Annotated in this window: 18 protein-coding genes; 7 read left to right on the top strand and 11 right to left on the bottom strand. The window is 70.9% G+C overall.

Features of this window, described 5'->3' with window-relative positions; all coding sequences use genetic code 11:
• Window positions 1-8 precede the first annotated feature (8 nt).
• Window positions 9-740, top strand: coding sequence for a Mut7-C RNAse domain-containing protein (locus ACIRC0_RS10045; RefSeq protein ID WP_403613734.1), 732 nt, complete (start codon window positions 9-11; stop codon window positions 738-740).
• Here ACIRC0_RS10045 and ACIRC0_RS10040 read toward each other — a convergent pair.
• The 7 genes from ACIRC0_RS10040 to mca all read right to left on the bottom strand — a co-directional run bounded on the left by ACIRC0_RS10040 (window position 737) and on the right by mca (window position 10,867).
• Window positions 737-3,160: a galactose oxidase-like domain-containing protein gene (locus ACIRC0_RS10040; protein ID WP_403613732.1), complete on the bottom strand. Its 2,424-nt coding sequence runs from the start codon at window positions 3,158-3,160 to the stop codon at window positions 737-739. The genes ACIRC0_RS10045 and ACIRC0_RS10040 overlap by 4 nt on opposite strands.
• Window positions 3,157-4,359 (bottom strand): glycosyltransferase, encoded by a 1,203-nt coding sequence (locus ACIRC0_RS10035; protein WP_403613730.1) that lies wholly within the window; start codon window positions 4,357-4,359, stop codon window positions 3,157-3,159. Before ACIRC0_RS10035 ends, ACIRC0_RS10040 begins: the two co-directional genes overlap by 4 nt.
• Complete coding sequence (locus ACIRC0_RS10030) at window positions 4,356-5,999, bottom strand: ArnT family glycosyltransferase (protein ID WP_403613728.1); 1,644 nt, start codon at window positions 5,997-5,999, stop codon at window positions 4,356-4,358. Before ACIRC0_RS10030 ends, ACIRC0_RS10035 begins: the two co-directional genes overlap by 4 nt.
• Window positions 5,996-7,273: a glycosyltransferase gene (locus tag ACIRC0_RS10025; RefSeq protein WP_403613726.1), complete on the bottom strand. Its 1,278-nt coding sequence runs from the start codon at window positions 7,271-7,273 to the stop codon at window positions 5,996-5,998. Before ACIRC0_RS10025 ends, ACIRC0_RS10030 begins: the two co-directional genes overlap by 4 nt.
• Before the next feature lie 203 nt (window positions 7,274-7,476).
• The gene (locus ACIRC0_RS10020) at window positions 7,477-9,504 is read right to left on the bottom strand and encodes a thioredoxin domain-containing protein (RefSeq protein ID WP_403613723.1); all 2,028 of its coding nucleotides are present in this window, start codon (window positions 9,502-9,504) and stop codon (window positions 7,477-7,479) included.
• Between the two features lie 208 nt (window positions 9,505-9,712).
• A complete protein-coding gene (locus ACIRC0_RS10015) occupies window positions 9,713-9,982 on the bottom strand; it encodes a hypothetical protein (RefSeq protein ID WP_403613720.1) in 270 nt (89 codons plus the stop codon).
• Between the two features lie 6 nt (window positions 9,983-9,988).
• Window positions 9,989-10,867 (bottom strand): mycothiol conjugate amidase Mca, encoded by an 879-nt coding sequence (gene mca / locus ACIRC0_RS10010; RefSeq protein ID WP_403613718.1) that lies wholly within the window; start codon window positions 10,865-10,867, stop codon window positions 9,989-9,991.
• A gap of 158 nt (window positions 10,868-11,025) precedes the next feature.
• Between mca and ACIRC0_RS10005 the strand changes: the two genes are divergently transcribed.
• Window positions 11,026-11,424 carry a DUF4307 domain-containing protein gene (locus ACIRC0_RS10005; RefSeq protein WP_403613715.1) on the top strand — a complete coding sequence of 133 codons (399 nt, stop codon included), beginning with the start codon at window positions 11,026-11,028 and terminating at the stop codon, window positions 11,422-11,424.
• Between the two features lie 168 nt (window positions 11,425-11,592).
• On the top strand, window positions 11,593-12,090 hold the full coding sequence (gene greA, locus ACIRC0_RS10000) for a transcription elongation factor GreA (protein WP_200419021.1): 498 nt from the start codon (window positions 11,593-11,595) through the stop codon (window positions 12,088-12,090).
• Window positions 12,091-12,253: 163 nt separating this feature from the next.
• Here greA and ACIRC0_RS09995 read toward each other — a convergent pair whose 3' ends face one another.
• The 3 genes from ACIRC0_RS09995 to ilvA all read right to left on the bottom strand — a co-directional run bounded on the left by ACIRC0_RS09995 (window position 12,254) and on the right by ilvA (window position 15,535).
• Window positions 12,254-13,105 (bottom strand): ABC transporter permease, encoded by an 852-nt coding sequence (locus ACIRC0_RS09995; RefSeq protein ID WP_403613713.1) that lies wholly within the window; start codon window positions 13,103-13,105, stop codon window positions 12,254-12,256.
• Window positions 13,102-14,112: an ATP-binding cassette domain-containing protein gene (locus ACIRC0_RS09990; protein WP_403613710.1), complete on the bottom strand. Its 1,011-nt coding sequence runs from the start codon at window positions 14,110-14,112 to the stop codon at window positions 13,102-13,104. Before ACIRC0_RS09990 ends, ACIRC0_RS09995 begins: the two co-directional genes overlap by 4 nt.
• 193 nt (window positions 14,113-14,305) lie before the next feature.
• The gene (ilvA, locus tag ACIRC0_RS09985; protein WP_403613708.1) at window positions 14,306-15,535 is read right to left on the bottom strand and encodes a threonine ammonia-lyase; all 1,230 of its coding nucleotides are present in this window, start codon (window positions 15,533-15,535) and stop codon (window positions 14,306-14,308) included.
• 164 nt (window positions 15,536-15,699) lie between these two features.
• On the opposite strand from ilvA, the gene ACIRC0_RS09980 reads away from it, so the two are divergent.
• The 3 genes from ACIRC0_RS09980 (at window position 15,700) to ACIRC0_RS09970 (ending at window position 17,253) form a co-directional block, all read left to right on the top strand.
• A complete protein-coding gene (locus ACIRC0_RS09980) occupies window positions 15,700-16,215 on the top strand; it encodes a MarR family winged helix-turn-helix transcriptional regulator (protein WP_403614700.1) in 516 nt (171 codons plus the stop codon).
• Between the two features lie 197 nt (window positions 16,216-16,412).
• On the top strand, window positions 16,413-16,916 hold the full coding sequence (locus ACIRC0_RS09975) for a sigma factor-like helix-turn-helix DNA-binding protein (RefSeq protein ID WP_403613705.1): 504 nt from the start codon (window positions 16,413-16,415) through the stop codon (window positions 16,914-16,916).
• An 88-nt stretch (window positions 16,917-17,004) separates the two neighbouring features.
• The gene (locus tag ACIRC0_RS09970; RefSeq protein WP_403613702.1) at window positions 17,005-17,253 is read left to right on the top strand and encodes a hypothetical protein; all 249 of its coding nucleotides are present in this window, start codon (window positions 17,005-17,007) and stop codon (window positions 17,251-17,253) included.
• A 21-nt stretch (window positions 17,254-17,274) separates the two neighbouring features.
• On the opposite strand, the gene ACIRC0_RS09965 is transcribed toward ACIRC0_RS09970, so the two are convergent.
• Entirely contained in the window at window positions 17,275-18,429 is a 1,155-nt protein-coding gene (locus ACIRC0_RS09965) for a cystathionine gamma-synthase (RefSeq protein WP_403613699.1), read from the bottom strand.
• A gap of 227 nt (window positions 18,430-18,656) precedes the next feature.
• Here ACIRC0_RS09965 and ACIRC0_RS09960 point away from each other — a divergent pair, with 227 nt between their 5' ends.
• Window positions 18,657-19,775: a hypothetical protein gene (locus ACIRC0_RS09960; RefSeq protein WP_403613696.1), complete on the top strand. Its 1,119-nt coding sequence runs from the start codon at window positions 18,657-18,659 to the stop codon at window positions 19,773-19,775.
• Window positions 19,776-19,835: the final 60 nt, after the last annotated feature.

Here is a 19,835-nt window from a genome sequence, read left to right as displayed (position 1 = left end):
CTGACCAGGTGAACGGACCCGAGATCCACATCGAGTTCGCCCCCGAGCTGGGGCTCTTCGTTCCGCATGCGCGGCGGGGGCGCCCCACGCAGGTCGTCACCGACGGGGCGTCCACGCTCGGTCATGTCGTCGAGTCGCTCGGTGTGCCGCTGACCGAGGTCGGGGCGCTCGTCGTGGACGGCCACGCCGTGGCCGCGTCCCATGTGCCGGCTGCCGGGGAGACCATCGAGGTGCGTCCCGTCGAGCGGCCCCAGCGGGTGCCGGGTGCCCCGCTCCGCTTCCTCCTCGACGTCCACCTCGGCACCCTGGCCCGCCGGCTGCGGCTGCTCGGCGTGGACACGGCGTACGAGTCCACGGACATCGGGGACGCGGCGCTCGCGGCCCGGTCCGCCGCCGAGCGCCGGGTGATGCTCAGCCGTGACCGGGGGCTGCTGCGCCGCCGCGAGCTGTGGGCGGGCGCGTTCGTCTACAGCACCCGGCCCGAGGAGCAACTCCGCGACGTGCTCGACCGGTTCGCGCCCGAGCTGCGGCCCTGGACGCGCTGTACGGCCTGCAACGGCCTGCTCCGCGACGCCACCAAGGACGAGGTCGCCGACCAGCTCCACCACGGCACGCGACGGACGTACGACGTCTTCGCCCGCTGCCTCGACTGCGGCCGCGCGTACTGGAAGGGCGCGCACCACGACCAGCTGGAGGCGATCGTGGAGCGCGCCCTCGCGCAGGGGTCCAGCCCGGGCTAACGCCTCTTCGTGTCACCCCGGGAGCACGCCACCCCGTCCCGGTTCGGGTCGAGGCCCAGCGGGTCGTCCTTGCCGTTGACCTTCAGGCGGCCGTAGTCGTTCGCCTTCAGCCAGGCGCAGTGGGCGGCCGTCGTCTTCTTCACCTGGGGCGGGAAGACCGTCGGTACGCAGACGTTGACCGAGCCGTAGTGGCGGTCGCAGCCGGAGATGGCCGGGCTGACCTTCTGCGAGGTGCGCTTGGTGCCGGCGCCCGTCGTCGTGCCCTCCAGAGAGTCGGCGAAGGAGTGGACGTGGGCGGTGGCGGTGTCCGCGCTCAGGGCGGCCGGGCCCCGCAGGTGGATCCACTGGGCCATGGACGGGACACCGTTCGCGTCGACCGCGAAGAGCATGTACCAGCCGGGCGGCGCCAGGTTGGGGTTGCTCGTCACGTTCAGGTCGACGTTGTCGCCGTTCACCGACAGCGGCAGGTCCACGAACCGCTGGTTGGGGTCCGAGGAGTGGGTGACCGCCGCCGGACGGATCAGCTCCGCCTTGGCGATGGGCCGGTCGACCGTGATGCGCTGCGTGGTGCCGTACGTCCACTCGTTCGTGATCACCGAGGTGATCGTCGGGCGGGTGCCCTTGAACAGGTACGGCGGGGAGTAGATCGACACGTTGTGGTTCCACGTGCCGTTGCCCGGGTTGTCGCCGGTCGCCATGATGCGGCCGTCCGGCAACAGGAACGCGGAGGAGTGGTAGCCGCGGGACTGGGGGTCGGCGGCCACCGGGTCGAAGGTGGAGGTGTTCGGGTCGAAGATCGACGCCTCGTGGACCGGGTCGGCGCGGTTGTGCAGGCCGCCGCCCGTCTCCAGCACCTTGCCGTCGGGCATCAGGACCGCCGAGACGTACATCTTGCCCTGGTTGCCGGTCTCGGCGACCTTGCCGGCTCCGAGGTCGACCGTGCCCTGCGGCAGCGGCGGCCCGGCGACGTAGGCCGGGCTGGGCTGCTTGAGGTCGATGATGTCCGTCAGGCGGTTCGCGTCCGGGTTGGAGTCGATGTTGCCGCCGCCGATGGTGAGGACCTTCTGGTCCTGCGCCGGGGGCAGCAGCACGCTCGCCGACTGGTCCCGCTGGTCCTTGTTCTGCAGGCCGGGGATCTGGGTGACCGTGTTGGCGTTGTAGTCGTAGATCGCCGAGCCGGTGCCCGGGATGTTGTTGCCGAAGACGTGGCTGCCCGAGTAGAAGAGCCGGCCGTCCTGCATCAGGATCATCGACGGGTACAGGCCCCAGTACGACCAGGTCTGGTTGACCTTCCACAGCGGCAGCCACTGCTGGTCCTTGTCCGACCAGTACTCGGTGGTCACCGAGCCCGTGGAGTCCTCGCGCAGCCCGCCGAAGGAGATCACGTCACCGTTGCCGAGCTCGGTCGCCGACGGGTACCAGTGGCCGTCGTTGAGGTCGTTCATCTTGGAGTACGTCTGCGTCTTCGGGTCGAAGATGTAGGAGTCCTTGAACCCCTCGTAGCCGTGCCCGCCCGGCACGGGGTACGCCTTGTTGCCGCTGAGCACCAGCACCCGCCCGTCCTGGAGCTGGACGTGCCCGGCGCAGAACATGTCCTTCGGAGTGGGGATCACCTTGTACGAGCCGTTCGACGGGTCGTAGACGGCGCTGGTGAACGAGCCCGCCGCGAAGTTCTCCTCGCTGTTGCCGGAACCGGCGATCAGCAGCACCTTGCCGTTGTTGAGCACGACGGAGTGCATGGAGCGGACCGGGTTCTGGGTGGGCAGGACCTGCCAGCCGCCGTTCGCGCACTGGTCCGTCGTGCCCGTGCACTGCGCCGGCGGCAGCGGGTCGGCGACCTGCTCCATCGTGTAGTCGTCGGTGGTGACGGACCCGGTGCCGTACACCGACACACCCCAGGTGATCAGGTCGGTGCCGTCCGGGACCGCCGGGGTGCGCACGCTCGTCTGGGCCCAGGCGGCGCTCATGTCGAGCGTCTTGAGGTCGGTCCAGTACTGCCAGCCCGCCGTCTTGTCGTGCCGGAAGAGGGTGAGCGAGGTGTCCGGGGTCGTCGACTTGTACCAGAGCGACAGGTCGTACTGCTTGCCCGGCGTGACCACCGGCGCGCAGCTCGCCGACTCGGTGATGAGCGCCTTGCGGTCACCGCTCACGCGGCGCGTCAGCTCGACCTTCATGGCCTTGCCGCCGGTGTGGGCGTCGCTGGTGGTGGTGAAGGCGAAGTCGTTGTCGCCCCAGCCGGACTTCTCCCAGCAGTACGGCATCCCGTCGGTTCCGGCGGTCTCGAAACCGGGGTTCTTGACCAGGTTGGCGGCGGACGCGGGCTGCGGCGAGGTCAGGAGCAGGCCCGCGGTCAGGCCGGTCACGGCGAGCAGGGCGGTTCTGCGTCTGCGGGATATGCGGAGTCTGCGGACGATTCTCATGCGGCTCTCCTTGATGTGCGGCTCCCGCTCCCGGGGGTGCGGGAGCGGCGCGGGAGGTAGACCAGCGCCTCGGTCCCCACGAAGCGCAGGACGAAGGTCATGACCAGCGCGAGCGCGGTCGCGGGCAGGACGCCCACGCCGAACGTGCCGACCAGAGTCGCGATCAGCGGGATGCGCAGCACCAGGTCCGCGTTGGCGAGGAGCGCGAACCGCCCCACCCGGTCCCACCAGCGGCGGTGCCGGCGCCGCTCGCGGAACAGCAGGTGCTCGATGAGCAGGAAGTTCCAGGCGACGCCGAGCTGGTTGGCGAGGATCTCCGCCGGCAGGTAGTGCACTCCGAGCCTGGTCAGCGCCCACAGGCCGAGCAGGTTCGGTACGAAACCGGACGCGCCGATCAGCCCGAAGGCGACCATGCGTGCGAGCGGGGAGGCGGTGCGCAGCCCCACCAGGTGACGCAGGAAGCGGAAGCCCTCCTGCGCGGTCGACTTGGACCGGCCCGCGAACCGCTCCTGGAAGACGAACGGCACCTCGGTGACCTCACGCGGCCTGCTGCGCACGGCGAGTTCCAGGAGGATCTTGTAGCCGAGCGGCTGGAGGATCTCCGCGGTGACCGCGCTGCGGCGGATCGCGAAGAAGCCGCTCATCGGGTCGCTGATACCGCGCAGCCTGCGCGGGAACAGCGTCTTGGCCAGCCAGGTCGCGCCGCGGGAGACGGCGATCCGGTAGCCGCCCGCGAGGCCGGCGCGGCTGCCGCCCTTGATGTAGCGGGAGGCGACCACGAGCCCGGCGTTCGTGCGCTCTCCGGTGCCGATCAGCTCCGGGACGAGGGAGGGCGGGTGCTGGAGGTCGCCGTCCATGACGACGATCCAGTCGGAGCCGGCCGCCTTCAGTCCCTCGACGACGGCCCCGCCGAGCCCGCCGACCGGCTCCTCCCGGTGCAGCAGGGTGACCGGGAACGGGCAGTCCTGCGCCGCGCGGACGATCACGTCCGGGGTGTCGTCGGTGGAGTCGTCGACGAAGAGGACCTCGCAGGGCAGGCGGGACGGCACCGACTCGGTGATCCGGTGCAGCAGTTCGCGGATGTTCCCCGACTCGTTGAAGGTCGGGACGACGATGGTGACGGCGCCCGGCTCGGGTGGCTCGCCGGCCCGTACGGCCGGATCGCCGAGTTCGCCGGGGACGGTGGATTCCTGGCTCATCGGCCGCCCCCCGCCGACTGGTCGATCCGGCGGATCTCGATCCGGTCCGGCCCGGTGCCGAAGGCGGCGACCGGCGTGGAGTGCCGGAGAGCGGCCCTGACGCCCGGCAGGTTCACCGAGTCGCGCCGCACCGTCGGGGAGGCGACCACGTAGTCGAGGTCGCGCCAGCCGCGCGGCATCGTCCTGGTCACCGCCGGGTCGAGGTCGGCCTTGTAGAACCAGATGGCGCCGAGCCCGGGCCGGTACCCGGCGTGCACCAGGTCGAGCCAGAGGGCGTCGTCGACGAGGACCCGGGTGTCCTCCGGGTCGCTCACCTGGGTGCCGAGCCAGTGCGAGGCGGCCCGGTAGGGGGCGTTGGCGTCGGCGGTGACGGCGGTGCGGTCCCCGTCGTACCAGCGGGGCACGACGTACGCCCCGGCGGCGGCCACGAGCAGCGCCGCCACGGCGTACCGCGCCCAGGTGAGGTACGGCTTCTCGGTCCCGCCGCGCCACCGGTGCAGCACCAGGTGGACGACGCTCGCGGCGGCGCCCGCCAGGACCAGGGCGAGGAACGGCAGCGCCTGGATGACGTACATCGCGGGCAGGTAGCCGCTCGGCCGCATCGCGACCAGGGTGAGGACGGCGACGGCGAGCGCGGGCCCGGCGAGCGTCCGTGCGGTGACCGACCAGCGACAGGTGAGCAGGATCAGCAGCGCCCCGGCGAGGCCGCCGAGCGGCAGGACACGGTCGTAGTAGAGCCAGGAGTGCAGGACGCCATAGGACCCGGAGCCGGGGTCGAGGATGAATCCGGAGCCGGCCCGGCTCATCTGGTAGCGGATGCCGTCCCACAGGGAGACATGGCCGGCGCCCGGCAGCAACTCGCCCTTGAGCAGGGCGAAGAGGGGGTACGACAGCCCGATCAGCACGCACGCCGTGATCGCGCCGGTGAGCGCGAACTTCCGGGTGTCGCGGTGGCTGTGGCGCCACATGGTGAGGAAGACGGCGGGCAGGACGACGAGCATCGTCTCCTTGGTCAGGACGCCCGCGGCGGCGGCGAGGCCCGCGCCGAAGTGGTGCCAGAGGTGACGGCTCGGGGAGGCGGCCAGGGTGAACGCGAGCAGCGTCCACATCACCGCGATGTTGTCGAGGAAGATCTCCCGCTGGAGCACCACCGACAGCGGGGAGAGCCCGAAGAGGACCATGGCCAGTCCGGAGGCCCACATCGGCAGCTTCAGACGGCGGGCGAGGACGTGGACGAGGACCGCGCTCACCGCGCTGACCAGCAGCATCGCGACCCGCATCGAGCCGACCGTCATCAGGCCGGCGTCGAGGTGGGCGGGGATCCAGGTGAGCAGGGCGATCTGGACCCAGCCGAGCGGCGGGTGGTCGTACCAGTAGGTGTAGTGGGCGAGCCCGTGGCCGTTCTGCACGGCCCATGCCTGGGCGAGGTAGGTGCCCTCGTCGTCGCTGAGGGTCGGGTAGTCGGCGATGTTCCAGCCCTGCACCGTCAGGATCGCCGCGAGGAGCACGCCACACAGGATCAGATCGGGACGAGAGCCGCGGAAGCGGAACGCCTGACGGGGGACGGGGACGGTTTCGGGGACAGGTGTGCCCTGCGCGGGGACCTTCGTCTCGGTCGCCGCGGGAAGAGTGGAGGTCACGCAGCAAGGTCCTCTCGGGACTCGCGGATCACGCCGGCCGTGGCCAGGTGGGCGCCGACGTGGCTGGTCAGCTCCCAGTCGTTGCGGCCACGCTGCTCGCGCCAGACGGCGCGGATCGCGGCGCCGGCGAGGAGCACCTGGTAGAAGGGGCCGCCCACGATGAGCTTCACGTAGTGGACGAAGCGCACGCGCAGCCCGTACTGCTTGCCGAAGTCGTGCAGTCCGACGACCTCGAAGACGAAGGTGACCGCGGCGGTCACGAGCGGCAGGAAGGTGAGGAAGGCGACGCCGACCGGAACGTCCAGGAAGAGGGCGACTGCGGCGTTGAGCGGGATGATGACGCCGGAGAACGCCTGCAGGAACGGCGTCATCAGGGTGTAGCGGGCGAGCAGCCGCTGCCCGAAGCCGGGCAGTTGCCTCCAGTCCTTCTTGCGGTAGACCTGCAGGAAGCCCTGGTTCCAGCGGGTGCGCTGCTTGAGCAGCGACATCAGCGAGCCGGGGGTCTCCTCCCGGGTCACCATGTCGGAGTCGTAGGCGACGACGACCTTCTTGCCGACGCTGGAGAGCCTGACGCCCAGGTCGCAGTCCTCCGCGAGGCAGTCGGGGTCCCAGCCGTCGGCCTCCCGGAGGACCTCGGTCCGGACGAAGACGGTGTTGCCGCCGAGCGGGATGAACCCCTTCTGCGCGTGCAGGTGCAGCCGGGAGCGGAACCAGAAGAAGTACTCCAGGCAGTTGCGCAGGCTGTACCAGCTGGAGTGGAAGTTGATCAGCTGCACCCCGCCCTGGACGACGTCCGCGCCCGTGGTGCGGAACGCGTGGTCGACATGGGCGAGCAGCTCCGGGTGGACCTGGTCCTCGGCGTCGAAGACCCCGACGACAGCGCCGCGGCAGTGCGGCAGCGCCGTGTTCATGGCCTTCGGCTTGTTCTTCTTCTCGTGGTGGTCGACGACGACGCGGACCCGTGCGTCCCGGGCCGCGGCCCTGCGGGCGACCTCGGTGGTCTCCGGGTCGTCGTGTCCCACGATGACGATGATCTCGAAGTCGGTGTGGGTCGACTCGAGCAGCCGCTGGATCGTGTGGTCCAGCACGGCCTGCTCGTGTCTCGCGGGCAGCAGCAGCGAGAACGACACATGCTCGGCGCCGTCCGGACTGCTGAACCGGGTGGAGGCGAGCACCTCGGGCGTGCGCCACGCGTGCATCTGCCACCACAGAGTGAAGGCCGCCATCCAGAACAAGGCCAGCGAGACGACGGCGATGAAGACAGACGTCAGCAAATAGATCCCCCCAGATCCCCGAACCCCCTGTCGCGACAGTGCGTTACTTCTGTCGCGCCACTGTGGAGAGACTAGGAGGGAACTGTGAAGCCCGGGAGCTCTTCCGATAAATAGCTTGTTTCGGAACAGTCAGCTCCTTACGGGGATCTATCCGAACACCTGCTCAATCCGACCATCTGGAACCAATCGTTCCATGAGGCGTTTCAGCTGCTCAGCGCCGTGCGGAGCCGTTCCGGGTCGGTGGTCGGGGCATCACACGTGAAGTTACGGCAGACGTACGCGGTCGGTTCATCACCAACCAGAATCCGGTCAACCAGGAGCGGCAGTTCATCACTCTCCGGGGTGCCGATGGCCACGACCGCGCCGGGTGCCGTGCCCAGAAGTGCCGTGCGGTGCAGGGCCCTGGTGGCGGGGTCGTCGAGCGCCGGGCCGACGACCGCGACCTCGCGCGGCCCGTCGAGGAGCGCCTCGGCGACCGCGAGCCCCCACCCGATGAAGCGCGGCACCCGCGGACCGAGCGCCTTGACGACACCCAACGCCCGCTCGGCGGCGGCACGGTGGGGTTCCGCACCGGTCTGGGCGGCGTACGACAACAGCGCACCCGCGGCGGCGGTCCAGCCCGACGGGGTGGCGTTGTCCGTGGGGTCCTGGGGGCGGCGGATGAGCTTCTCGGCGTCCGCGGCCGTGTCGTAGAGCGTTCCGCTGTCGTCGGTGAACCGCGTGAGCACGTGATCGAGCAGGAACCCGGCGAACTCCAGCCACACGCCCTCACCGGTGACGGAGGCGAGCGCCAGGAAGCCCTCGGCGACGTCCGCGTAGTCCTCCAGCACGCCCGCGTTCGCACCCACCCGGCCGTCCTTCGACGTACGGGCCAAGCGGGCGTGCTCGTCCAGGTGCAGCCGTACCAGCAGGTCGGCGGCGCCGAGCGCGGCGTCCACGAGGTCGGGGCGGTCGAAGAAGGCGCCGGTCTCGGCGAGCGCGGCGATCGCGAGGCCGTTCCAGGCGGCGACCACCTTGTCGTCACGGCCGGGGGCGGGGCGCTCGGCCCGCTTGTCCAGGAGGCGGCGGCGGATCGACTCGATCCGCTGGGCGTCGAACACGCCTTCCTGCTGGGGAAGCTGCAGTACGGAGGAGCCGTGCTCGAAGGTGCCTTCCTCGGTCACCTCGAAGTACCTGGCGGCGAGTTCGGCGTCGTCGGCGCCGAGGGCCTCCCTCAGTTGCTCCGGGGTCCACACGTAGTACGCACCCTCGACGTGCCGGCCCGTGCCGTCGTCGCTGTCGGCGTCCAGCGCTGAGGCGAACCCGCCCTCGGCGGTGCGCAGTTCCCGCACCATGAAGTCGGCCGTCTCCAGGGCGACCCGGCGGGCGAGGTCGGAGCCGGTGGCACGCCACAGGTGCGCGTACACCCGGCACAGCAGGGCGTTGTCGTAGAGCATCTTCTCGAAGTGCGGCACCACCCAGTCGCGATCGACCGAGTAGCGGGCGAAGCCGCCGCCGAGCTGGTCGTAGATGCCGCCTCGGGCCATGCGCTCACAGGTGTCCTGCGCCATCTGCAGGGCGCCCTCGGAGCCGGTGCGGGCGTGGTGGCGCAGCAGGAACTCGATCACCATGGACGGCGGGAACTTGGGCGCCCCGCCGAAGCCGCCCCGCTGCGCGTCGTACTCACGGGTGAGTCCGAGGAGCGCCTGGGCGAGCTCCTCCTCGCCGGGCGCCCGCGTGTCGCCGTAGCTGATCTCGCGCTGGGCGAGGTCCCGTGCGATCTTCCCGGCGACCTCGGTCACCTCGTCCCGCCGATCGGCCCAGGCCTGCTGGACTCCTTCGAGGACCTGCCGGAAGGAGGGCATGCCGTGGCGGGGGGCAGGCGGGAAGTAGGTGCCGAAGTAGAAGGGCTCGGCGCCTGGGGTGAGGAAGACGGTCATGGGCCAGCCGCCGTGGCCGGTCGCGGCCTGGACGGCCTCCATGTAGACGGCGTCGACGTCGGGGCGTTCTTCGCGGTCGACCTTGATGCTGACGAAGTGCTCGTTGAGGTACGCGGCTGTCGCGTCGTCCTCGAAGGACTCGTGAGCCATGACATGACACCAGTGGCAACTGGAGTAACCGACGCTGAGGAGCACCGGCACGTCCCGTTCACGGGCCTCGGCGAAGGCCTCCTCCGACCAGGGCCACCAGTCGACGGGGTTGTCGGCGTGCTGGAGCAGATACGGGGACGTCTCATGGGCCAGTCGGTTCACCGTTCCACTCTCCCACGGCGACGGGCACCGCGGAGAACAGCGGTCCGACCGGGCGCGCCCACGGGGACGTGCTCGCGTGTGCGGGCGCCCGTCGGCCACCACGGCGGTGTCGCCCGGCGGTGCCGAATCGGCCGGGACCGTTCACGGCACCGCGGAGCGCGAGCTCATCCGGCGGGGAGAGGGGGAGCCGGGGACGAGCGGGGAGCCGTCAGCCCTGCTGAGCCTTGGGCGTGCCCTTGGCCGTCGCCGGGCCCGAGCCCTTCTTCCCGGCTTCCTCGCTCGAGGCGTCGGCGTCCTCCTCGAAGGACACCTTCCCCATGTGCTTGTTCATGGACTTCATCAGTCCCCACACGGCCAGTGCCATCACCGCGAAGACGATGAAGCCGAGGACACCGGGGGTGACCTTGTTCTCGTCGACGTCGGCCAGCGGCACCAGGTGCGTCACAGCCAGGCTCACGCTTGCGCTCATGTCAGGCATTGTCCCTCAGGGCCGGCGGACGCCTGCAAAGAGGTCGTCCTCAGGCAGCGAGGTGTCCACGAGCGACTTCGCCAGCTCGTACTCCTCCGTCGGCCAGACCTCCTTCTGCAGCTCCAGCGGGACCCGGAACCAGCCGCCGTCGGGGTCGATCTGCGTGCGGTGCGCGATCAGCGCCTTGTCGCGGATCTCGAAGAAGTCGGCGCACGGGATGTGGGTGGTCAGGGTGCGCTCGGCGCGGTTGAACTCGTCCCACCGCTTCAGCCACTCCCCGTAGGGCGACTCCAGCCCGCGCTCGAGCATCGCCTTGTGCAGGGCTTCGGTCCGGGGCCGGTTGAAGCCCTGGTTGTAGTACAGCTTCAGCGGCTGCCAGGCAGGGCCGAACTCCGCCTCCGGGTACTTCTCGGTGTCCGCCGCGCCCTCGAACGCCACCATCGAGATCTTGTGCGTCATGATGTGGTCGGGGTGCGGGTAGCCGCCGTTCTCGTCGTAGGTGGTGATCACCTGGGGACGGAAGGAGCGGATCCTCCTCACCAGCTCGCCGGCCGCCTTGTCGACGTCCTCCAGGGCGAAGCAGCCCTCCGGCAGCGGGGGCAGCGGGTCGCCCTCCGGCAGTCCGGAGTCGACGAAGCCGAGCCACTCCTGCTTGACGCCGAGGATCTCGCGGGCCTCGTCCATCTCCTTCTTGCGTACCTCGTGGATGTGCTCCTCGATGTACTTGTCGCCCTGGAGCTTCGGGTTGAGGATGGAGCCGCGCTCCCCGCCCGTGCAGGTCACCACGAGCACGTCCACCCCCTCGGACACGTACTTCGCCATGGTGGCCGCGCCCTTGCTCGACTCGTCGTCGGGGTGGGCGTGCACGGCCATCAGTCGCAGTTGGTCAGTCAAGACTCGATCCTCGGTCAGTCGGCAAGTCGGCGCCCGGTGTCATGCGGCGCGATGGGCGGCTTCTATAGTGACCGAACCGGGGGGCGAAAAATTCCGGGCCCGGTCTCCGGACGTCCTTTTCGGGACATCCGTCCCGGCCCCCGGCCGAGAGGACGATCATGACCACGGTGAGCACGCGACTGCCCGAGGACCGCTACGGGCGCTCCTCGGACGAGCGCGCCGACCGCACGCTCAAGATCGTCGGCAGTGTGCTGGGAGCGGCGCTGCTCGTGCTCGTCGGCTGGTTCGCCTACCACTATGTCGGCCAGAACAAGATCAGTGGCCAGGTCATCACGTTCGAGGCCTCGCAGGACACGGTCAAGGCCCACCTGGAGGTACGCAAGGACGCCGACGCCACCGGCTACTGCACCCTGCGGTCCCAGGCGGCCGACGGCACCGAGGTGGGCCGCGCGGACTTCCGGTTCGGCGGACACGCCACACAGATCGACAAGGTCGTCACGCTGCGCACGACCGCGCCGGGGACGACGGCGGAGCTGCTGGGCTGTCACGCCGACTGACGTCACTCGTGTCGCGTAGCCTCTGACCTGGGTTGACGTAATTCTGATGGCTTATGTCCTCCCCCTTTCGCCGGTGAATTGTTAGGCTCGTGGTTTCGCCCACCCGTGGAGGAACATGCTTCTGGGTAGGGCGATGCTTTGTATTCCAAGTACCGACGAGGAGCACCTGTGACCCAGACCAGCGAGAACGTCACCTGGCTGACCCAGGAGGCGTACAACCAGCTCAAGGCCGAGCTGGAGTACCTTTCTGGTCCTGCGCGCACGGAGATCGCCGCCAAGATCGCGGCCGCGCGCGAGGAGGGCGACCTGCGTGAGAACGGCGGGTACCACGCGGCCAAGGAGGAGCAGGGCAAGCAGGAGCTCCGTGTGCGCCAGCTGACCCAGCTCCTGGAGAACGCCAAGGTCGGCGAGGCTCCGGCGGCCGAGGGCGTGGTGGCACCGGGCATGGTCGTCACGATCGCCTTCGACGGTGACGAGGACGACACCGTGACCTTCCTGCTGGCCTCGCGCGAGTACGCGAGCGGCGACATCGAGACCTACTCGCCGCAGTCCCCGCTGGGCACGGGTGTGAACGGCAAGAAGGTCGGCGAGGACGCCGAGTACGAGCTGCCGAACGGCAAGAAGGCCATGGTGCGGATCCTCAAGGCCGAGCCCTACCAGGGCTGAGGCCGAGCCCTGCCAGGGCTGAGCCTTCTCCCGGCTCTTCCGACACTTCGAGGCCCCTGGGCGCTTCGGCGCGCCCAGGGGCCTCGTCGTGTCCGGGGGCGTTGTCACGCCCGGGAACAAGGGCCGGTGGCCTCCGGCTGAGCCGCCGGAGGCCACCGTGGGGTCATGCCGTCGCCGAGCGGTACTTGCGGACCGCGAGCGTACGGAAGATCACGAGGATCACCACCGACCAGATCAGCGAGGCCCACACGGGGTGCTGCATGGGCCAGGCGTCGGGCGTCCGGAAGCCCGGGGGAAGGTTGCCGAACAGCTCGCGGCACGCCTGCACAGTGGCGCTGAACGGGTTCCACTCCGCGATGTGCCTCAGGAAGGACGGCATCTGGTTCGCGTCCACGAACGCGTTCGAGATGAAGGTCAGCGGGAACAGCCAGATCAGGCCGCCCGAGGTCGCCGCTTCAGGAGTGCGCACGGACAGGCCGATCAGCGCGCCGATCCACGAGAACGCGTATCCGAGCAGCAGGAGCAGGCCGAATCCGGCGAGCACCTTGCCGAAGTTCTCGTGCGCCCGCCAACCGACGATCAGGGCGACGACCGCCAGGACGACGAGGGTGAGCGCCGTCTGCACCAGGTCGGCGATGGTGCGGCCGGTCAGCACCGCGCCACGTGCCATCGGCAGGGAGCGGAAGCGGTCGATGAGGCCCTTGTGCATGTCGTCGGCGATGCCCGCCCCCGCGCCCGCCGTCGCGAACGTGACGGTCTGGGCGAAGATGCCGGCCATCAGGAACTCGCGGTAGGCCTGGGTGGTGCTGGACGAGCCGACCTGGATCGAGCCGCCGAACACGTAGGTGAACAGCACCACGAACATGATCGGCTGGATCAGCCCGAAGATGAGCATCTCGGGAATCCGGCCCATGCGAATCAGATTCCGCTGGGCGACGACCAGTGAGTCGCGGACGGACCGGACGACGGGGTTGGCGGGCGCCGCGACGGGCACGGCGTCGGTTCCGGCACTCACTTGGCGGTCTCCTTGGTGCGCTTGCGGGTCTTGGGGTCCTCGGCCGCGCCGTTCTCCTCGGGTTTCTCCTCGGCGGCGTGGCCGGTCAGGGACAGGAAGACGTCGTCGAGGGTGGGGCGGCGCAGCCCGATGTCGTCCATCTCGATGCCGCGGCTGTCCAGCTCGCGGATGATCTCGGCGAGCAGCTTGGCGCCGCCGACGACCGGGACCGTGAGCTTGCGGGTGTGCTCCTCGACCGTGGTGTCGGCCTTGCCGAAGCGGCTCAGCACCTCGGCGGCGGTGGCGATGTGCTCGCGCTCGTGCACCACCACCTCGACGCGCTCACCGCCCGTGCGTGCCTTGAGCTGGTCGGAGGTGCCGCGGGCGATCACGCGGCCGTGGTCGACGACGGCGATGTCGTGCGCCAGATGGTCGGCCTCTTCGAGGTACTGGGTGGTCAGCAGCAGCGTCGTGCCGTCGGAGACGAGCTGTTTGATGACCTCCCACAACTGCTGGCGGTTGCGGGGGTCGAGGCCGGTCGTCGGCTCGTCCATGAACATCACGGGCGGCCGGACCACCAGGGCGGCGGCGAGGTCGAGCCGGCGGCGCATACCGCCGGAGTACGTCTTGGTGGGGCGGTCGGCGGCGTCCGTGAGGTGGAACTGCTCCAGCAGCTCGGCCGCCCGCTGCTTCGCCGCCTTGCCGCGCATCTGGTAGAGCCGGCCCACCATCTGGAGGTTCTCCCGGCCGGTCAGGTACTCGTCGACCGCGGCGAACTGCCCGGACAGGCCCACCGAGCGGCGAACCGCGTCCGGGTCCTTCAGCACGTCGATGCCCGCGACGAGCGCCCTGCCGCTGTCGGGGCGCAGCAGGGTGGTCAGGCAGCGGACCGTGGTGGTCTTGCCCGCGCCGTTGGGCCCGAGGAGCCCGAGCACGGTGCCCTGGGGGACGTCGAGGTCGACGCCGTCCAGAGCCCTTACGTCGCCGAAGGTCTTCACCAGGCCTTCGGCATGGATGGCGCCTGGCATATGAGTTCTCCACGTCGTCGGAAAAAACGGCGAGCCGCCGGGGACAGGGGTATGGCAAAGTACGCGCAAAACGCGATGAGGGCGAGACCCGTCACAAGGTGATGAGGCACCAGGTGACAACAGAGACACCATAACGCGATGTATCGCGTCTCTCAACGGATTTTCGCCGACTGCTGCCGACACGCCCCCGACCTCAGTCGATGACGGTGTAGCCCGCCTCCCGCAGCGCGTGCCCGACCTCCGCGCAGTGCTCCGGGCCCTTCGTCTCCAGGTGCAACTCGACCTCCGCCTCCGTGAGCCCGAGCCGGGGATCGGTCCGCACGTGGCTCACGTCGAGGACGTTGGCGTCGACCAGCGACAGCACCCCGAGGAGCGTGGCCAGGGCGCCCGGGCGGTCCGTCAGCCGCAGCCGTACGGCCAGGTAGCGGCCCTGGGCGGCCATGCCGTGCCGCAGGATGCGCTGCAACAGCACCGGGTCGACGTTGCCGCCGGACAGCACCGCGACCACCGGGCCCTCGAAGGCGCCCGGATCGCTCAGCAGCGCGGCGACCGGGCTCGCGCCGGCCGGCTCGACGACCAGCTTGGCCCGCTCCATGCAGAGCAGCACCGCGGCGGACAGCGCGTCCTCGGACACCGTACGGACCTCGTCGACGAGCTCGCGGACGATACGGAACGGCACGTCACCGGGCCGCCCCACCCTGATGCCGTCGGCCATGGTGGCCGCGCTCTCGACCGACACCGGCCGCCCGGCCGCCAGCGAGGGCGGGTACGCGGCCGCGCCCCGCGCCTGCACGCCCACCACCCGTACGTCCGGCCGCAGCGCCTTCACCACGGTCGCGATGCCCGCGACCAGCCCGCCGCCGCCGGTGCCGACGACGATCGTGCGCACATCGGGGCACTGCTCCAGGATCTCCAGGCCCACCGTGCCCTGACCCGCGATGATGTCCGGGTGGTCGAACGGGTGGATGAACACCGCGCCCGTCTCCGCCGCGTACTCCTGCGCGGCGGCCAGCGTCTCGTCCACCACCTGGCCGTGCAGCCGTACGTCCGCCCCGTACTCGCGGGTCGCGCTGATCTTCGGCAGCGGGGCGCCCTTCGGCATGAACACCGTGGAGCGCACACCGAGCAGCGCGGAGGCGAGGGCCACGCCCTGCGCGTGGTTGCCCGCGCTCGCGGCGACGACCCCCGCGGCACGCTCCTCGGGCAGCAGCCCCGCGATGCGCACGTACGCGCCGCGCAGCTTGAACGACCCGGTCCTCTGGAGGTTCTCGCACTTCAGGTGCACCGGGGCGCCGACCAGCTGGGACAGGTGCCTGCTGCCCTCCATGGCGGTGACACGTGCGACGCCCGAGAGCATCTTCTGGGCGCCCCGGACGTCGTCCGGCGTCACCGTCGGCAAGGAGTCGGCCGTGCTGTAGTTCATGACCACCAGTCTCGCAGTTCACGCCCGTCCACAGCGGCCGTGACCAAGGCGCGGAACGGGTTTGCACAGCCCTGGTACGTCCTGCGCCCCGGCCGCGTACCCTGTCCCCCAACCCAGCTCCCCACGCACGAAGTGAGCCCCCGGCGATGCCCACAACACCTGAGATGTCGATGGACATGACCGACATGAGCGCTGTCGGTGACACCGGTCTTCTGGACACGCTGCAGCACGAGGTCGCGGTGTTCGCGCGCCGTGCCGAACAGACGCGGCTCGGCGGGGTCGGGCAGGTGCGCAACTCCATGGACCGTGCCGCGTACCTGCTGCTCAACCGCTTGGACAAGGAAGGCCCCATGGGCGTCAAGGCGCTCGCCGCGAGCATGGGCATCGACTCCTCGACGGTCACCCGGCAGGTCGCCCCGCTGGTCGACACCGGTCTCGTCAAGCGCACCTCGCATCCGGAGGACGGCCGCGCGGTGGTGCTCCAGCTCTCCCCGCGCGGGCAGTCCCGGCTCGAGGAGGTACGTTCCTCCAGGCGCCAGCTCATGGCCGAACTGACGCACGACTGGGCGCCGGAGGAGCGTGAGACGTTCACCGCGCTCCTCACCCGCTTCAATGGCGCGCTCTCCGCCCGGCAGGGCACGCAGGGTGTCGCAGGACCGGAGTCCCAGCCGGCGTCCTGAGCCCCGCACGCGTACGCCGTGACGCCGACACACGCGCGTGCGGGTGCTCCAAGGCTCTTGACCCGGGGGGCACCGCCGGTCTCCTATGAGAGCGGGTCCCTGTCGTCCGTACGCCGTCCGGCGTGCCGCACGCCCTCGACGCCGTACGTACGCGGCGGGTCCCGTCCCCTCACGGTCACCCTCAGGCGGGAGGCGCGGTGCGAGAACGGCATGCGTCCCACGGCGCCCGCCGGGCCCGGGAGTTCCAGGCGTTCGTCGCGGGCGCCGCCGGGCGGCTGCTGCACGCCGCGACCCTGCTCACCGCTGAGGCCCCCGACGACAACCCGCGCGCACGGCGCCTGCTGACGCTGGCCCTCGCCCAGACGTACGCCTCCTGGGACCGGCTGCGCGGCGAGGACCCCTACGCCCGGGCACGCCACCACCTGGCCACCCGCTTCGCGCGCGAGGCGTGGCACCAGTACGGGGCGCTCGGCCGGCACCGGCCGGCCCCGGGCAGCCCGCTGGTGAACCTGTCGCCGCAGGAACGGCTGATCCTCGTCCTGAGGATGTACGAGGGGGTCGCCGAGGAACAGACGGCGGCGCTGCTCGGCCTGCCCGTCGAGCGGGTTCGGGCCATCTGCGCCCGGGCGACGGCGACACTGCTGCATCCCCCGGCAAGGACGGCACCGGCGATGCCGGCACCGGAGGTGGCGCCGTCGTGACCGTGCCGTACGCGGACGTGCGCGGCCCCCGGCCCACCGCGCACCGGCGGACCGCCCTCCCCGGGCCGTGCACCCGAGGAGGCGCCCGGTGAACGTGTCCGAACGGGAGGCGACCGTGCGGCGGATGCTGGAGCGGACCCCGCCTCCGGTGCCGCCGGAGCTGTACGGGGACGTGGTGCGGCGCGGCACCCGCCTGCTGCGCCGCCGCACGCTGGCCCTCCGTGTTCTGTGGCTGGCCCTGGTGGCCGCGGCGCTCGCCTTCACCGTATGGGCGTCGGTCGCCCGCCCCTGGGTGGAGCCGCCGTCGACGACGACTCCACCGATCGGCGACTGGTGAGGCAGAGGCTGAGGCGGTGCCTCAGCCGAGGGCCTGCTTCAGGTCCTCCAGGAGGTCGTCGACGTTCTCGATGCCCACGGAGAGACGGACCAGGTCGGCGGGGACCTCGAGGGCCGAGCCCGCCGCGGACGCGTGCGTCATGCGCCCCGGGTGCTCGATCAGGGACTCGACACCGCCGAGCGACTCGCCGAGCGTGAACACCTTGGCCCGGTTGCAGACCTCGACGGCCGCCTCCTCGCCGCCCTCCACCCGGAAGGACACCATGCCGCCGAACGCCTTCATCTGCTTCGCCGCGACCTCGTGACCGGGGTGCTCCGGCAGGCCCGGGTACAGGACGCGCTTCACGCGCGGGTGCCGGCTGAGCATGTCGGCGACCTTGGTGGCGTTCTCGCTGTGCCGGTCCATGCGCACGGCGAGTGTCTTGGTGCCGCGCAGCACCAGCCAGGAGTCGAACGGGCCGGCGACCGCGCCCATCGCGTTCTGGTGGTACGCCAGCTGCTCGCCGAGCTCCTGGTCGTTCACGATCAGTGCCCCGCCGACGACGTCGGAGTGGCCGCCCATGTACTTGGTCAGGGAGTGCACGACCACGTCCGCGCCGAGCGCGAGCGGCTGCTGGAGGTAGGGGGTGGCGAAGGTGTTGTCGACGACGAGCCGGGCGCCCGCGTCACGGGCGATCTGAGCGACGGCGGCGATGTCGGTGATGCCGAGCAGCGGGTTGGAGGGGGTCTCCACCCACACGACCTTCGTCCTCGGGGTGAGGGCGGCCCGCACCGCGGCCGGGTCGCTGGTGTCGGCGACCGACCACTCGACGCCCCACCGGGAGACGACCTTGGCGAACAGGCGGAACGTACCGCCGTACGCGTCGTTCGGGATCACCACGTGGTCGCCGGGGGCGAGCAGCGTACGCAGCAGGCAGTCCTCGGCCGCCAGTCCGGACGCGAACGCGAGGCCTCGCCGGCCGCCCTCCAGGGCGGCGAGGTTCTCCTCCAGGGCGGTGCGGGTGGGGTTGGCGCTGCGGCTGTACTCGTAGCCGCCGCGCAGCCCGCCGACGCCGTCCTGCTTGTAGGTGGAGACCTGGTAGATCGGCGGGACGACCGCGCCCGTGAGGGGGTCGGCGGTGTTCCCCGCGTGGATCGCGAGGGTCTCGAAATGCTGACTGATGTGCCTGTCGCTCATGGGTTCCGAGGGTAGTGCGCCCGCGGCCGGGGCGCGGGATCGCGAGGCCGGGCGCCCCGGAACGGGGCGCCACGGCTGGGGACGGGGCCCTCCGCAGCCGGAAACGGGGGCCGCCGCACCCGGGAACGGGGGCCGCCGCACCCGGGAACGGGCCCGGGCGGCGGGGTTTTCCACAGGCGCGGCGACCAGGATGGCCAAGTGTCGGACCGGTCTGGTTCGCTTGGGCCATGGTGATTCTTTGGGTCCTGATGGCACTGGCCCTGTTCAGCATGGTCCTGCTCCCCGTCCTCATGCGCCGGCGAGCGGGCATCCAGCAGGTCTCGCCGGGTGACCCGGACGCCGCGGACCCGGCGAACTACGGGTTCGTGCGCCAGGAGGAGCTGGACGTCCGCATGCCCGGCCCCGACGAGGACCTGCTGGACGTCCTGGACGTGGTGCAGCGCACGCAGGACTACCGCGCGGCCGCCCAGCTCCTGGCCGGCACGGAGGCGGAGGGCGAGACGCGGTGGCAGCGCGTACAGGCCTTCGCGGGCGCCGCGTCCCTGGAGCTGCAGCAGCGGCCCGGCGGGGTGAGCGAGACGCCGGGCGGACAGTGGCTGCGGGTGTGGCGGGCCGAGGCGCCCAAGGACGCGGGGGGCGCGGCCGTGCACGCGGAGTTCCTCGTGCAGCAGGCATGGCGCACGTCGACGCCGGGCACGGAGGAGTTCCGGATCATCATGGAGGAGGCCAGGTCGGCGTGCGGGGAGGCGGCGCTGCTGGCCCCCGGCGACCCGGTCCCCTACATCATCGAGCTGTCCGTGGCCCGCGGCCTCGCCTACCCGCAGCCGGAGTTCGAGCAGCTGTGGCTGAAGATCCTCGACCGGGCGCCCACCCACATGGGGGCGCACCTGGCGGCGCTGCACTACTGGTGCGAGAAGTGGCACGGCTCGCGGGAGCTGGCTTACTCCTTCGCGGAGGCGGCCGCGGCCCGCGCCCCGCGGGGCTCGCTGCTCGCGGCCATGCCCCTGTTCGCGGTCTTCGAGCACCTCCCCGAGGTGAACCTGGTCAGCAGCTTCTACCAGAGCGAGGTCGTGACGAAGGCCATCCACGGCGCACTGCACGCGGTGCACTCGGCCCGCCCCGACGACCCGATGCTGGCCCACGTCCGCCATCTGCTGGTGTTCTTCCTGGTCCGCAGCGAGCGCTGGGCGGAGGCGATGGCCCAGCTGGTCCACGTCGACGGCCACGTGGGCGCGCTGCCCTGGACCCTGACCGCCGATCCGGCGGCGGACTACGCGGTGTACCGGGCGCTTGCGGTGGCCGGGTACGAGGCGAACGGGGGGAGCCCGGCGACCCTGTCGCGCTGACACGCTGAGCAGGACGGCTGGGACGGGGCCGAGTCGGCCCGGGCCCCGGAATGTCCCGGG

The organism is Streptomyces sp. NPDC093984 (assembly GCF_044764595.1).
GTDB classification, from domain to species: Bacteria; Actinomycetota; Actinomycetes; order Streptomycetales; family Streptomycetaceae; genus Streptomyces; species Streptomyces cynarae.
Note: the sequence above shows the minus strand (reverse complement) of the source record. Positions and strands in the feature narration are given on the sequence as shown.

Coding starts and splice junctions, on each gene's coding strand:
- ilvA (WP_403613708.1), bottom strand. CDS start 15,535: ATGAACTACAGCACGGCCGACTCCTTGCCGACGGTGACGCCGGACGAC.
- ACIRC0_RS09980 (WP_403614700.1), top strand. CDS start 15,700: ATGTCGATGGACATGACCGACATGAGCGCTGTCGGTGACACCGGTCTT.
- ACIRC0_RS10035 (WP_403613730.1), bottom strand. CDS start 4,359: ATGAGCCAGGAATCCACCGTCCCCGGCGAACTCGGCGATCCGGCCGTA.
- ACIRC0_RS09965 (WP_403613699.1), bottom strand. CDS start 18,429: ATGAGCGACAGGCACATCAGTCAGCATTTCGAGACCCTCGCGATCCAC.
- ACIRC0_RS09960 (WP_403613696.1), top strand. CDS start 18,657: ATGGTGATTCTTTGGGTCCTGATGGCACTGGCCCTGTTCAGCATGGTC.
- ACIRC0_RS10040 (WP_403613732.1), bottom strand. CDS start 3,160: ATGAGAATCGTCCGCAGACTCCGCATATCCCGCAGACGCAGAACCGCC.
- ACIRC0_RS09990 (WP_403613710.1), bottom strand. CDS start 14,112: ATGCCAGGCGCCATCCATGCCGAAGGCCTGGTGAAGACCTTCGGCGAC.
- ACIRC0_RS10015 (WP_403613720.1), bottom strand. CDS start 9,982: ATGCCTGACATGAGCGCAAGCGTGAGCCTGGCTGTGACGCACCTGGTG.
- ACIRC0_RS10005 (WP_403613715.1), top strand. CDS start 11,026: ATGACCACGGTGAGCACGCGACTGCCCGAGGACCGCTACGGGCGCTCC.